This window comes from Photobacterium sp. GB-72 (genome assembly GCF_003026095.1).
Taxonomy (GTDB): domain Bacteria; phylum Pseudomonadota; class Gammaproteobacteria; order Enterobacterales; family Vibrionaceae; genus Photobacterium.
Genome location: NZ_PYNV01000005.1, coordinates 30,486 through 48,231 on the forward strand (window position 1 = coordinate 30,486; position 17,746 = coordinate 48,231).

Sequence of the window (17,746 nt, forward strand, 5' to 3'; positions counted from 1 at the left end):
TCTAAAACATCAAAGACAGTGATAAACATATGATAAGGATCATCTATGTCACCTTTTCCATCACCATGATAACTGTTTCCCGTATCTTCGGCTCGTGGGTAATCGTCACCCTCATCATAAGCGGTATAGTTTGGCCAGTATTTGATGGTACTTCGATTAATATTACTTTCAGTATTATTTTGACTATCAAGCATTGAATGGTCATCGTAAAACTCTATCGGATTCCCAGCGTTAGCACAGTTATTTTCCCATTTAGTGAAATCATGCCACCATTCATTATGGGAACCTTCCCCATTAAAGCTCCACCCCACATGACGACCAGCAACAAGTGCGCGAACAGAACCGTTTACATTTATCTCATGAGAAATACGATTATTTGAACATTTCACCGTTCCCCTTGGTATTGGCCCTTCTATGTCGTGACCGCCTCCCATTGTGCTATCCCAAGACCAATTAAGATTTGCCATCGTACAATAATCAGTATCCATTGCTTGGTATTCAAAAATATAGAACGACCACGGTATCGTTTCACCCGCGGGTATATCACGCCCTTCGTTAAAAAAACAAAACTTCCAGCGCATATCACCGTGATTTGAATGTCCTGCCATTGATGGCAAGACGCCACCAAAAAGCAAAAACATTAATGAAACAATACGTAGACAATTCTTCAGCATGTTTAAATATCCATAATAAAGTTATGCACGTGATGCTGTGTTATAACAAAGTTGACTTTTTTATTTTTATTTTTATTTCTCTATCTTTAATATAACTGAGTAGATAAAAATAAAAGAATCAAATTTAAGAAAAAAGGCGTTCATGAAAAGAACAAAAAAAATAAACAATTATTAAATTTGATAAAATTATTAAATTTAATAATTAAAAATAGTTTTCAATAAAGAGTCTTAATATTAATCTTCAATTTTAACGCGATATGATATTTCTCCACGTTGGCCTGGAAGTAGTTGCCCTGTTAATATCCAAGATATATCACCTTGATAACCGGTTTGATTAGCACCATGGACTGTATCAACATTACAAGGTAAAAGGGTACTGCATGTAATCGGCTCACTTAATTCAGTAAATGGTGGTGTTGTTTCAAAAATAACAATATCACTAATTGGCCCCGTCCCAACATTAGAATACGTAATAACATATTCTAGAATATCATTCGGTGTACCTTGATTACTTAAAACATTTTGATTATCTGTGGTTATATTATTTACGGTTAAAGATAGCTTTAATTCACCAGCTCCTGAGTAAGTAACTTTAATCGTGTCAGATACAACAGCTTGCTTTATTAACTGTGTCATAAATGGTGAATTTTGAGCATAATCCACATCAGCCGTTATTTGATATTGATACTGTTGATCATTGGTTGCTGTCGATGGAATATTTACTCGACTAATTATACATATTTCTGTTGTTCCCGATACTGATTGAGCCCCACCTAAATTTATTTTCGGATCGGCCTCGTCAATATTGAGATCACAGTCTTGATCATGATAAAGCAATACAACCCAGCCACTGGTAGCACTGTAGCGATTATCAGGTATAACGTTAAATGTTATATCTGCTTCTGTATTTAAATTAAATTTATGAGGAATTAATAACGGCTTTCCAGGTTCTGAAGTCTTGGTATGGCTTTCAGTTAAACGTGGCACTGTGACTTTACCAAAGTTTAGCCCTGTAATGTCATCACCAGCACTCGCGTTGATTGCCATTTCATTATCAAACACACTTGAGCTTGAAACCTGTGAAATAGCACTAACGTCAGCCTCACTGATATTAACCCATTTAGATTGAGATTTAATATTTAGCAGTAAATCTTTATCGGCGTAATCAACACCGAGTATAAATTTATAGTATCCGTCACCACGTGTTGATTTCGCAGAAATGACATCACCGGCACTTACACCTGTAACACCAGAATCATTAAATGTTACTGTTACATCAAAGTCTTTAAGTCCTACTTCTGAGCTAGCTTTAATACCATCATGTGCAGTTGCTATATTTATACCATTATCTTCAAACACATAACCACTAAGTACTATTCTGTTTAAGAGCTCAAATAAGTGATCCTCAACCTCACCATCTAAGGCTTCTCCATGTGGAGTATCACAGTTATTTGCCGTCGAGCAGAAGCGAATACGCATAGTTGTATCACCACTGTATCCAAATGCGCTTGCCGCATCGAGCTCTAACTGTAATGAATGTGTACCTGTCGTTAAGAAGGTGTCATCGTGTAAATGCTCATTAGGATCATCGAAATCAAAATCATTATTTAGATCAACCCAAATATTAATGTAACCATTACCAACAACAGGGATACTCACCGCGGTCGGTGTCTCGACAATGATTGGTGAAGGAATGGCTAAGTCTTCATCATCATGCCCATGAGTGTCGTCTCCTGTTGCTAAAGAATGTACTTTCGCATTAAGTTCCGGATCCAATGATGTACCAAGTAAGAAGTCGCCTACCCCATCAGGTGTAACCGTTCCATCATTATTATTTTTGCTATCTAAATAAAGGTGCGATGCTTGAGCATATTGACTATCGCCATCACTAAAGTCTTTTGATTGATAGCAACCTGCAATATCTGCTTTTTCAATACTTGTTGCTGTTGTCTGTTTTAAGAAACTGACTTCTTTGGTTGGTATATTAATGCGATACAATGCTGACTGACCCATCACATCAATGATGTTGTCATTATTTGAGTCATGATTGCCACCACTTGTCATGACATATAAATTGGTTGTCGTGTCCATTAGGAGACCCTCAACCTTCAAATTGCCATTACCATCTACTTGTGGGCCTGCAAGCCCATTAAACGTTAACGAATACGAAGTAACTAATCCGTTTGTTGGGTGAATCTCGTAGAACTTGCCGGCTTCTATATCCACAAAATAAATATTATGGTTAGTATCATCAACAGCTAAATCTCCGCCTCCCGAAAGCGCTGTGACGCCATTCGGTAATTGAAGTGGCATAACGCTAAATGATTGTGTCGATGTATCTATTTTAATGATCGAAGTAAGATCTTGATGCCAAACAAAGAGATATTGATTATCAGAAGAAATATCTCCAGCAGATGGCGCGGGAATAGATAGTGATGTGTTTAATATTTGTCCTTCATCCAGCGATACAGTAGACCCATCACTTTTATTGATATCAACATTACTCTCAGCATATATATAACCAAGATCAACCACACTTGTTGCGTCACGGTCAGTCACAAATAGATGAATATTATTTGTATCTGCATTAACAAATGTACCGTAAATAAAGCCTGTGACAGCATCAAATCCGATCGCATCAATATTCGATACGTTTGTTTGGTTGATAATAGTTATAGGATCAACAATGCCATTCATACTTATCGGCGTATTTGCCAAATCAATATTTTCTAACCGTTTCGACGCCGATACCTCTTGGGTATGAATCGTCAAATTACACGTCGCATTCTCATTCAGCTCATAAAATAGGAAACGATAATCCTCGACTTCACCTTTATTCGCAGTCCCGTATGTTTTATTACAAACGGTACTGTCACACAGCCTTACACGAAGAAAACTATAACCAAATGTCACATCAGACGGGATAGTAACAGGGAAAACATTCGTCCCATTTACTGCTGAAGATGTACTTATTACTTGCTCATTCGCATCATCCCAGTCACCATCTCTATTAAAGTCTAACCAACCATAGAGGTGGATAGGTTGGCCTGCTGCGGCAGTATCTGCTTGAACATCAATACTGATATTAAGAGTGTCACCACCTTTCGCATGCATTAATGAGAAGGTAACACCATCTTCATCATCATAGTTATTTTCATCATCCGCCGTTGCTGTTGGGTTTTGTCCATCACCTAAATCTGTGTCCCACATGTTTCCTAAACGTAAATCAATTTGTCCATTATCATCATCATCAGACTGTACATGAATCGCGCCATTGTTTTCATAAGTCGTTGTATAGTCTCCGACTCCAGTGCCAGAGGTAAGATCAGGAGCATCACCAAGATCAGGCCCGAGTACATCTGGCGGCTCTGTAAAACAAGCTTTTTGTAAATTCCATGCCGCCCCCGTACTACCCGAGAAACCAAAACGTACCATGTTAGTATTAAAATGTGAGCGCAGATCATAGTTAATATCACCAATGACCTCACCATCAACATAGTATTTTAAGTTATTCGTACTTGGCTCCCAATAGAACTGTGTTAGATGATAACGTCCATCTTCGAGTTCACCGCTAGGCGCCGTTGCTGTTGGTCCACCGACAGCTTTTGGCGCCATCAATGTCGACGCCGTTGAAGGTGTTCTCAAATCACCATCTAAATATACTGCAGTGTGATCGATAAATTGTCGCCCGGTACTACTGTTACTGAGTTCATCAGTAAAGCCATTCCCTAAATTATCATAGGTATCAAATTCAACGACGACTGATGGAGATATAGGCCCAGTTCCTCCACCGCTCGCACCAACACCAACACCCAGTAATCCCCCCCAAGAGCCCGACGCATTAAAGCCTCTATCATCTGAAGTGATAATAAATGTCATACCATCAGCACCTGCTTCTATCGAGCCAGTTCCTTGATTACAGTTTTGGTTACAGGAACGATCCCCTAAATAAACAGCAAGTTCGAAATAAAGGCTTTTATTTAAATCCATCAGGTCGTAACTCCACAAATAACCTCGCTGGCTAGTCTGTGGTAACGTAATAATATATTCGTTAGTGGTCTCATCTAAGAAAGAAGCGTCTTTTTCATAGACTCTTGGAGCGATACAAATATCAGGCGCAACGGAAGTTACAACTGAAGGAGTAACGCTGAAAGTATCATCTTCACCGTTACCAAACCCATTATTGAAAGTAGCATCACTGTCTCTTACGTCTGATGACTCTATTTCACTATTGATTATTGATGGTGAGAGATTTTTAGATGCAAGTCTTATTGTCGCGTAGTCACTAAAACCAAGCCCAACAGCACCTAAGTCCAACATCCCCGTAGCATGATCATAACGACCATCCGCTAGAGGTGTTTCACCATCTCCTTCATACGCCCGAACAAATATATAGTCATCAGGAATGTCCAATAACACATTCGTGTTGAAGGCTATTGCAGGTCCATAATTTCTTGCTTGGACAACAACATTAAATGGAATACCTTCTGTAACTGTACTACCTGGGTCTAAATCTAAGGTTAACTCTAAATCCGCCACAGGTTTGAGTGAAATAAGATGATCTTCTACTTCTCCATCAGGCGCACCACCATTAGGCTGATTACAATCTCTAAAGTTAGTACATACCCTTAAACGAAGATAAGTATCAATGGGTTGAACATCACTCGGTACTGAGAAATCTAAATCAACATTACCACTTTGTGAAAAGTTGAATGACTCTCTTTCATCAGAGTCGAAACTACCGCTTCCATCAAAATCAATCCAACCATAGATATACCCAGCCCCTGCAGACATTACAGGGACTTGCAGTGTTAACGTATCGGTATCGGATAGATAAGCAACGATCTCTGGCTGTGTGAAACCATCTTCATCATTGGTGTCTGTTGTATCATCAATATCGGCATTATCATTGGTGATTGCATCTAATTCAGGATCCACCAGCGAGCCAATCTTAGGCAAACCTGCGCTCATCTCATGCCTTGGACCATTTTGTTGCATGCGTGTCGAATAACGATTCTGAGGCGCATCTCCAAAATCAATATCAAAATTAGCATAACGACATAAAGCACTATCACCATTACCAGTACCCGTTGCTATCGTACTGACTTTTCCACCCACGACGTTAGGTGAAGCTGGTGTGCTGATATCAAACCGATAGTACTCGCCTGAGCTTTCAATATAGGCAAACATAATTCCATCACGATCAAAATAAAGACCGTCAGCCCCAGCTGAGATATTCGTCTGACCATGATCAGTGACTGTAAACGTTGCATTGACGGTATTTAAGGTAAATTCTAATAAACGACCATTCTGTATTTGTTCAATTGCCCAATATGTTGAGGACGTTGGGTGAAGAGCAATATCGCCTAAGTTATAGCCTGAGTTATTTGACACACCCACGTAATTTAGAAAATCTAATGTGGAAGAATTTATATTAATGAAATGGAAGGCACCGTTACTGTCCGTTAATACCAAAATATCATCGTCACTGACATCTCCCCCTGTAATAGATACTCCGCTTATCTCTGGTATCGTAAAACGAGATGCGATATATCCACTGGCGTTGATCATCATTAATTGTTGCCCATTACCTTCAACTCCCCATAGAAAACTCTGGTAGGGGCTATAAGCCAAACTAACGATAGGATCAACGCCTGACTGATATTTAATAGAGGCTTCAGCCGCAACAATATCGACTTCATATAAATCAGAAATTGCTTTCGTCATCAGATAGCCAACTTTAGGACATTGTTCAAATGGAAAAAGTGTCACACGATCGGCAAAATTAGAGTTGGGTAAATTACCGTAGGCAAAGCCTAAATCAATAACATTTGGGCTAGTTGAATAATGGTCGACTGGGTCTACGATTTGTTTATTTTCAACCGCCCCCGTTGAAGTATTAATTTGTCCATTACTTGGGCCATTGGCATTATCACAGGAGATAGAGGTAAACATTGCTGTTTCATATATTTTATACTCTTTGCCAAATAATAAATCGAATTGATAATAGCCAAGAGGATCATTAACAGTATCGCCTGTCACATCGGTATTTCCATCCGATGTCATCATAGTTTCACAGGTTCCATCTGTTTGGTTATAGAGCGTAACATTGACTGCACCAATACCTAGTTCATCATCATGTTTTACTCCATCATCTGTTGTACCGTTATTATTACCATCATCATTAAAGACAAATCCAGAAACACGTTGAACGGCTGGTATATCTGCATATCGACAGACAGCGCCATCTGAAAGACTACCATCACCGGTACCACTCTGATCTCCTTCACCAATAAATCCACCTAATGGCGTATTTGGGTCGCTAATATCAAAACGCCATAATTGCGGTGTGTGTGAATTGGTATTTGCGTATAAATAGCCATTTTTATCAAAATATAAGGCCTGAGGTGCTTCACCTTCCCCAGGGAAGTTTGTGTTACCAAATTCTGTAATCGTCGCTGAGCCTGACAATGTATTTATGTTTAGACGAACTAACTTATTTGGTGAACCATCACTCAATGCCCAGATTTCCCCCGTCGTTGGATGAACAGCAATGTCACCAATAATTGTGCCAATATCACCAGAGGAAGTACCTAGTTGTTGAAGGTAGGTTAATGAAGAAGGGTTTAAATCGAACAGTGAAACAATAGCGTTTTTAACGACAACTAAAACATCATCATTGGTAACAGTAGCAATACTTGCTGTTGGTAAGTTTAATGCAAGTTGCATTATCCTATCGCCATTAGCATCAATTGCGACCAAATCACCTGAAATCTGGGTATCGACAGCGAAAATCATTTGCTGTCGCACACTATAACCCATAGATGCCATAGCTGTAGTGCCGTCAATAAATGTTGTCAACTCGCCAGTGGAAAGATCGAGAGTAAATACATCTGTTTCTGTAGACGTATTGTCTGAATAATATGCGGTTGTTGAACATACTGAATGAGGAGCAGGTATCACTCTATCACCAAAGTTTTGGTTAAGAGAGTTACCATAAGCCTGACCTAAATCGATGACATTGGCTGTTGTAGATAAATGGTTTGGAGGATCGGCTATTTCGCTATTTTCTAATGCGCCCAGTGTGGTATTAATACTGCCGCTTGATGGTGGACCCGTTGCGCAGTTTAATGTGGTAACACCATAGGTTTCATATATCTGGTATTCTTTTTGATATTCTAATGCAAATTCATAGTAACCAATATCTTGTGAATCTATACTGCCATCACCATTAGCATCCGTGTCGCCTACAGCCGTTTCAACAACAGTACACAGATTGTCTGTCACATTATATAACGTTACCCCAACTCCGCTAATACCTTGCTCGGTACTATCCATAGACCCATTTTGAATTTCGAAACCACTGACTAATGTCGTATTATCATCATGGAAAACATAACCCGATACTTTTTGTACCTTTGGTACTTCCGCATAACGACACAAGGTACCATCATTATAATCAGTCGAGGCGCTAGGTACGGCAAAAGTTCCTATAAAGCCACCTTTTAAATCTGGGTTTAATGAATCTGAAAGATCGTATCGCCAAACTTGATATTCCCAAGGTGTGGTGGTTTCAGCTCCAGAAACGATAAACAAAGCCCCTGTTTTATCAATAAACTGTGCATCAGGCGCATTAATGTTGTTGGGGAAGTCAATCTCTCCTAGATCGGTTATCGATGTTTGTCCTATCGTAGCTGTTGATGTGAGATCAGTAGCAATATTTAGTTTTAATAAATGGCGATTAGTATCTACCGCAAAAATGGTACCGTCAGGGTGAATAACCAGATCATTGATATCATATCCAATATCATTTTGCGCACCGCTACCATTGTTATCGATGCGTGTTAAATAACTTTCTCGGGCTGGATTAACGTCATATAACATCACTTTTCTGACCGAATTGATGCCAGAACTTAAATGATTACGCGTTACTGCGATCAAAATATCATCGTTCGTCACCGCCAAAGCAGAAACAATTGGTGCATCAACATCAAAGCGCAATACAGGCTCACCGGCGCTGTTTAAAGCAACGATATCGTTATTTCCGTTTTGCAATATAGAGAAGAGTAAGTTTTGTCTTACGCTATATCCAATTGCTCGGTAGATAAAAGAACCAGAGGTATTAACATCGCTCAGCTGGCCATTAGCATAATTAATATTATGTAAGTTAGTATCGAAACCGTAACCTGTTGCAAAATACAACGTTTCATCACATGTGAGAGCGTTAGAAAAACTAATATCAGCAAAGTTCATACCTTCGATACTAGAAGTTAGTGATGGTATATGAAGTATATTAGTCGAGCTTGATAAGTAACCTGTTGGATCTTTGATTTGCACATTACTTAATGCACCAGTCACCGTATCTACACTACCACCAGATGGTGCTGACGCACTACAATCAATGGTGCCAACACCTGCTGTTTCATACAGTTTATATTCCTTATTAGGCTCAGCTTTAAAGAAATAGTAACCAGCACTATCTATATTACCGTCATTATCAATATCTTGCGTACCATCAGAAGTATCTATCTGAGAACAAGAATTGCCAGCAACATCAAATAACGTCACCGTTATATTTCCAATCCCTACTTCTGCGGTATCTTTCACGGCATTGTGTTTCAACATACCATTCGGATCAGTTGTTAACGTATCTTCAAATACGAAACCCGATATTTTATTGAGTTTAGGCACTTCGACAAATCGACATAAGGCCCCGTCGTGGTAACTCGCTGTTGGTGATATTTTTTGAAAGCGCCCTATAAACTCACCGTTCAAATTCGGGGCATTGGAGTCTGAAATATCATAACGCCAAATTTGATAGTAATAAGGACTCTGAGATACCACTCCTGACACGACATAAAGCGAGCCACTACTATCCATGAAATGTGCATCTGGCGCTTCAATCGTCGCTGGATAATTCGTCGTACCGACTTCCGTGACTGTCGTCTGCCCTAAAGAGCTCGAACTTAAATCAAGGTTTATATTTAATTTCAGCAGCTTAAGCGAATCGTCAATAGCAAAAACACTACCATCAGGATGAATAGCAATATCGCCAATAGTGTAGCCGATATCATTTGTTGCTCCGTCACCATTAGTATCAATACGAGACAGATATGTGCTTCTTGCCGGATTTAAATCATACAGCAATATTTTACGTACAGAATTGATACCTGAACTTAAAAAATCTCTAGTAATGGCAATGAGTATATCGTCATTTGTAATCGCTATTGCCGACAAAGAAGGTGCATCCACACCAAACCTAAGAACGGGCTCACCTAGGCTGTTAATCGCGATAATATCATTCGAACCTTGCTGCATGATCGAGAACAACATATTTTGTCTAGTGCTGTAGCCAAGTCCACGATACATAGCGACTTCTGATAGCGTTACATCTGTAAAATTACCCGTGGTTAAATTCACATTGTGTAAATCTGTGTCCGTGCCTGAGCCAATTGCAAAATATGGCGTATTGTCACACGTTAGCCCTTGTGTGAAAGGAACATCTGCGAAGTTTTGATTATCAATATTTGTCGTTATCAGTGGAATATGAATAACATTCGGGGAACTAGAAAGGTAACCTGTAGGATCGGCTATTTCAGCACCAGACACAACTCCTGTTGCAGCATCTTGAATACCTGCAGATGGCTCACCTAAACTACAATCGATAGAACTCGCATTCGCTGTTTCAAATATTTTATATTCTTTGCCGTGCTTACCATCAAAGTAATAGTAACCAAGAGGGTCTGTAATACCATCACCATTAATATCGCTTGAACCATCTGACGTATTTACCTGATAACATATATTTTCCGCAACATCTAACAATGTGATGGTCACACCGCCAATACCAACTTCTCCTCCATCCATTTGTCCATTATGTTTTTGGAATCCATTGACACCAGCGGTCTTTGTATCAGTAAAAACATAACCCGATATTTCTTTATTTGGCTCGACACCATTATAACGACAAGAGGCTCCATCTATATTGTCATTGGCTGAAAATGTATCAGTGCCCATTAACTCTGCACTTAATGATGGGCTATTCAAGTTAGTAATATCTAACCGGAAAGTTTGATGCGCACTAGCCCCCTCCATGACAACAAATAGATAACCAAACTTATCAAAATATAAGGCCCCCGGATTAGTACCATCACTACCATTCGGTAAGTCCGTTTCACCAACATCGGTAATAGACTGTGCATTAACCCCCGTGCTATCTAATACCAGCTTATAAAGGTGTGGACGGTCATCATAAGAAAGCATCCACAACGACCCATCTGTCGGATGAACAGCAATATCACCAACATTAATGCCGATATTACCGGAGCGTATACCGACTTCGGTTAGATAAGATGATGAATTAGGGTTCACGTCGAAAAAGCGTAATTGCCGACCTAGCGCATTATTAGTAACAAGCACCAAAATATCGTCATCAGTCACCGTCGCGACTGTAGTTTGAGTCGGTACATCAGCATTAGATATTCTTGCCACCGTATCACCTTGTGAATTGATAGCAATGAGATCATTGTAATTGGCAGCCACCCCCCATATTCTTTGCTGTCGCACACTGTATCCCATGGCGTGAACGGTCGCAGCTGAAGAGCTGTTTATGTTGGTACGCTCACCAGAAATTAAATCTATTTGACTGTAATTTGTCGCCGTTGGGGAATTATTTGAAAGATAAGCGGTAATACTACAGGTATCAAATGGTTGACTGGCAACAAAGTTACCAAAATTATTGTTAGTGCTATCGTTATCGACTATTCCAAGAGCGATTTTATTCGGCGTTATTGAACCATAACCAGAAGGATCAGCGACATCGTTATTCACCACTGAACCCGTCGATTTATCCACACTTCCAAATGATGGCGGTCCCGTTGAGCAATCTATTGTTCCGGCATCTGCTGTTTCATAAATTTCATATTCGTGACCTTTACCTACAGTGAACTGATAATAACCTGAACCGTCAGTTGTTGTTTGTTGACAGACTTCATCAGTTAAATCATAGAGAGTGATAGTCACACCCGATATGCCGGGTTCACCAGCATCTTTTGACCCATTCTGCCTTGATACGCCATCAATATCTTGGGTCAATTGATCTTCATAGACATAACCAGAAATTTGTCTAGGTGGAGGTACACTCGCATAACGACATAATGCACCATCGGTAGAAACATCATCTATAGATACCGTTGATGTACCCACTAAAACTGCCGTCGACGATGGATTACTGGCTTGGAAACAAACCATATCCATGGTTGACGTTCCATTACCGTTACCACCATTTACAGCCCCACTTAATCCATATAAGTTATCGTCGACATCGATAAACAAAGAATCAAAGTCTCGATTAAAGCTGTTGGAGAGGCTACCCACGCTTGATGTAGTAAAAGTACCCGTCGTAAAGTTAATCGTTATTCTATTTACTTGTCCATTAACAAAAACAGCATAAATTTCCCCGGTGCGAGAAATCGCTATGTCATGAAACATATTTGATGAACTGGAGTTCTGACTACCAATACGTTGTAAATAGTTTTCAGAGGCTGGATTAACATCGTATAGATAAATCGTTGTTGACGTGTTGTCACTTACTGTGAGTATTAATACATCATCATTGGTGACATCCCCCCCAGTAATTTCACCAGAGGCCATTGAAACACTGCTGAGGTTTGCGATGACCGTTCCGCTAGCGTCTAAAGCCTGAATCGTATTTGTCGTATTGTTTACGCCCCAAATCACCTGTTGACGCATACTAAAGCCTAAGGCAGAAAAAGGGTCGTCAATCGGTGATGGCGATATCAATCCCGTTTGCATACCTAATAGCCCCCATTGATTATTCGGAGCATTATTAAGGGCTGTATATGCTTTAACTGGGCATGATGAGAATAGGTTTGATACTATTTTGTCAGCAAAATTGACATTCGATTGTTCACTTGTCACGGTGCCAAGAGAAATTGTATTTGTTGATGTAGAAATATATCCGCTTAGATCAGAAATAGAATTATTACTTACAGAGCCATCAAGCGTACTAACAGTACCAAATGTTGGTGGCCCACTACTACAATCAGGCGCGGAGGTGAGTTGTCCGGCCTCAAAAACAGTGTATTCATGCCCATTAGTTACTGTTTTACTCCAGTAACCGATATCGACATCAAAAGAGCCATCGCTTGTTGACACCGTATAACAACTTCTATTTCCGTTACTCGGATCATATTCATAGATGAGAACATTTACGCCAGCTATACCGTTTTCATTACTCTCTTTTGTACCATTGTCAGCAACACCACCACCATTGCCATCATCCTCAAAAACATAACCAGAAAGCTGACTATATGTATCAGTAGTGACTATGGCAGAAGTTTCTGCATATCGGCACCGAGCACCATCGTTAACCGTTGCAGTTACACCGTTTCCAACTAGCTGTGCATTTAAGTTTGGTGAAGCGGGTGAGGAAATGTCAATCCTCCACAATTCCCCTGTACCATTAATACTCGCATATAGTGATCCATTATCATCAAAATAAAGCGCCCCCGGACCATCACTATTTCCTCCTCGAGGAATATTATCTATTGAGCCCATCGGGGTTTTTGATGCCGTATAATTATTCAGATTAACGTCGATCCTAAAGAGCGTCATGTTATACCATCGAATAGTCCAAATTGATTTATCTATTGGATTTATAGCAATATCACCAAGATCAATAGGACCAAGTGTGTCGCTCATACCTAGCTGAGTTTTATAGGTTGGAGAGTTTGGGTTTACATCAAAGAAATGAACACGACGGCCATTATGTTGAGAATCCATCATGATCAATATATCATCGTCAGTTACATCACCCGCTAAATATTGAATTTGATTATTAGGGTTGTTTGCTGCCCAGAAAATACCAGGTACGTCAAACCTAAAGATTTCACTTCCTGAACGATCAATTGCAATAATATCGCCAGCATTCATACCCCATAAAATATTCTGCCTAACACTGTGACCGACACCAGTAATAACTATATCCTGAGTATTATTTACTACAGTTTCGGTACCATTTAATAGGCTAATTTCATACATATCTGATGGGGCATTTTTAAACAGATACGCTTCTGAAGAACAGACTCCAAATGTAAATTGATATGCCTTATCGGCAAAATTTTGATTCGATAAATCATCATTGACCGTACCTAATTCAATCACATTAGGTGACGTCGATATATAGCCAGAGGGATCTCTTATTTGAGCATTTGTGATAGTTGTTCCATCAATAACCGTGCCTTGAGAAGGAGGGCCAGCCCCACAATTGGGTGCGACAGTCAGAGGTGCTGTCTCATAAAGAAAATAGGCATCGCCCGGGGTAATTTCAAACTCAAAGTACCCTTTATCTAAATCATCAACAACGCCATCATTATTTTGATCGGTATTGCCATTAGACGTTTGAACAAACAAACAACTATTCTGAGTTTGATTATAAAGTGTTACGCCAATACCACTGATACCAGCTTCAAAACCGTCTTTTATGGTATTGTTTTCAATACCACCACCGAATCCATCATCGTTAAAAACATACCCAGAAATGCTGGTTGGCTCTACTGTAATTAAATAATCTTCAACCTCACCGTCACTGACACTGCCAGTATCTATCATCGTATTTTGGCAGCCTGCAGTTTGAGAACATACCCTTACACGCATATACGTGTTTCCACTAAGGGCATTATTGGGGACGTTGACAGAAAAAGTATTGGTACCTATTAGGCTAGAGGCGTTACCTGTATCACCCGCTGAAAAAATCACTTCTGAGCTGTTATCAAACACGCCATTTTGATTCCAATCTACCCAACCTTTAACATAAACGCCTGATAAATTCGTTTGGGGATCACGAGATACTTTCACATCAACAGACATCGTTTGCCCTGCCTTGAATATCGCAGGGAAGGTCACGCCATCTTCATCATCAGCGCCATCTTCATCATCGGCGTTGGCTGTCGCACTTTGTAATGTACCTAAATCGTTATCCCAAATATCCCCTAAGATTAAATCAACCTGCCCATCATTATCATAGTCATACTTTCTATGAGCAGGACCACCATTTGCCGCGGTCGTCTGATAATTCCCCGTACCTGTTCCACTATTTGGATCAGGCGCATCACCAAGGTCATTTTCAAACGCGTGAACAACGGCTTCACCCAGTGTTGAGAAGAGCATTCTAACATTGTGCTCCTCACACATATTAACGGCGCCAAAGTTCCACTGAACAGCAATACCATTATCGGTATTTACATTCGTATTCAACTCATTGTTTAATGTATAAGGACTACTCTTCAACAAATTTTTAGGACTGCCATAATGTCCTGAGAAGTAATTGACCCAAGACGTATCTAATTTCAGATACCCCATAAATTGGTCACTATTAGAATAATTTTTTGTTACACCAACAACATTATATTGACCGGAACCATCAGGTTGATAGTTGGCTGCATTATAAGGGACAGCAAACGCACCCCCATTATCTCCACCACTTAAATACGTATCAAAGCCAACAGAGACTAAAATATTATTTGTATTAGAACCGTTAGCTGACTCAAGCAAAAATTTCGTATCATAGAAAAGCTCACCAGCAACATAACTAATACGTGTTGTTACACGAATATCATTGCCATCGTAATTATTATTACTATTTCTATCCCAGTACCGAGTAGACCATACAGTGAAAGGATCTAGTGCTGCCCCTGAACCTGTCACGTCGGTTATAGTAAAGCCTCTCATTTTACTCGCCCCACAGCTAACTCCTGATGATGAGACCCCATCAGATAACCACAAGAAAGGAGCTGTAGAGCCACAACTTATATTGTTGTAAGCATAGCTTTGCCTCTGTCCGTCTTTTTGTAATGCAACTCCCCCTGTCACCAGATGTTTTAAGACTAATGGCGAGCTTGAGATAACAGTATTGGTAATTGGACTGCCATGACTAGCGTTTGGTGTTGCATCAGAAAGCGGTGAGAGGTCACAAGAATAGATGGAAAGCACTTGAATTTTTTGATCTTCAACTTCACCATCATCAGCACTACCTGTTGGGGAGTTACATGAAGTGTCACTAGAACAGGTTCTAACACGGATGAATGTATTTCCAACCATTGCTCCCGTTGGTATTGTAAAAGCGTATGCTTGACTATTTGCAACAGCTGAGGGTCTATCGACTATTTTTTCACTATTTTCCCAAACACCATTTTGATTCCAATCAGCCCAAGCATAAACTTGTAAACCGTTTAACCCTGAATCGAAGTCTTTCGTCGTTGTAATCGTAATATATTCAGTTTGCCCTGCTCGTACTGAACTATTTAAAGCAATACCGTCTTCATCATCAGAGCCATTATTATCGTCTGCTGTTGCATCGGCATTTTGTAACGTCCCATCATCAGTATCCCAACTGGTACCCAACATTAAATCTACCGTACCATCATTATCAATATCTTTTTTAAGATGAGAAGCTCCTGAATTTGCAGATAAAGTTTGGTAATCGTTAGTACCTGTGCCTGATGTCGTATCGGGTGCATCACCATAATCAGCACTCTCTACAATAGTAATTTTGTAATCTTCAACCTCACCAGAAAGGTAGGGAGCATTTGGAGACATTAATGGCTGAGTACACTGACTAGCAGCATCTTCAATACAAATTCTTACTCGGAGATAAACATCACCTGTTAGCGCAGATTCAGGAATTGCAAGTGAGTGGAGCCCTGTGTTGTTAGAAGGATAAACATCAAATCTCGGGTAACTTAATAAAACCATCTCATCGGAAAAATCGTTATCTTTATCGTAATCGATCCAAACAGCGGCGATACCATAGTCTGTATTCACACCAGGGGCATCACTGTCGTAAGACCAATTAACGATGAACTCTATATTGCCTCCTTTTTCAAAGGTTGTACCAGATGGGAAAGTAACACCATCATCTGTATCATTACCAGAACAGGTCCCATTAAGAGTATAACCAACTTGATTATCATCGGAGGTCGCCGAACTATTTAAGGTTACGCCATCGCTTATCCAATCATCACCATCCCAACACGACCCTAATCGTAAATCAGTAACACCATCGTTATCTTGATCATACAATTTGTGAGAGGGACCACCATTATTTGGATCTGTCACATAAGGAGATGGCGCATCAGATAAGTCCCAAAGCTCATACCCTGACAATGTATCAAAAACAGTGATGAACATATGATAAGGATCATCTATGTCGTCTTTTCCATCACCGTGATAATTGTTTCCGGTATCTTCGGCTCGTGGGTAATCGTCACCCTCATCATAAGCGGTATAGTTTGGCCAGTATTTGATGGTATTTCGATTAATATTAGCCTCAGAGTAATCTTGACTATCAATCATCGAATGATCATCGAAAAACTCAATCGGATTCCCAGCGTTAGCACAGTTGTTTTCCCATTTAGTGAAATCATGCCACCATTCATTATGGGAACCTTCCCCATTAAAGCTCCACCCCACATGACGACCAGCAACAAGTGCGCGAACAGAACCATTTACATTTATCTCATGAGAAATACGATTATTTGAACATTTCACCGTTCCCCTTGGTATTGGCCCTTCTATGTCGTGACCGCCTCCCATTGTGCTATCCCAAGACCAATTAAGATTTGCCATCGTACAATAATCAGTATCCATTGCTTGGTATTCAAAAATATAGAACGACCACGGTATCGTTTCACCCGCGGGTATATCACGCCCTTCGTTAAAAAAACAAAACTTCCAGCGCATATCACCGTGATTTGAATGCCCAGCTTCAACTGGAGACGAAAAAATCAAAGCAAAAAGAGAAAAAAGCAATAGTATTGTTGGTAATAATTTTACCGACATCGATTTCTCCTCTAAATATGAGACCAATAAATAGCTTATATTTAGTACGCAAAAAAAATGCCAGCAATTAACTATTTGAAATTGAATGAAAATAAAAAAATATTATTCTCAATTTTAGTAATATTCTTATTTCGCAAATTTGTTGTAGAATTTTTTGATGTGAACAAAATTTTAATAGAGCATTAAAACCTGAGGAAAGTATGAATAGAATG

1 protein-coding gene is annotated in these 17,746 nt (G+C 39.8%); it reads right to left on the bottom strand.

Annotated elements, in window-relative coordinates; translation table 11 throughout:
- Positions 1-908: 908 nt before the first annotated feature.
- Positions 909-17,534 carry a GEVED domain-containing protein gene (locus tag C9J40_RS07955; protein ID WP_107246421.1) on the bottom strand — a complete coding sequence of 5,542 codons (16,626 nt, stop codon included), beginning with the start codon at positions 17,532-17,534 and terminating at the stop codon, positions 909-911.
- Between the last annotated feature and the right edge of the window lie 212 nt (positions 17,535-17,746).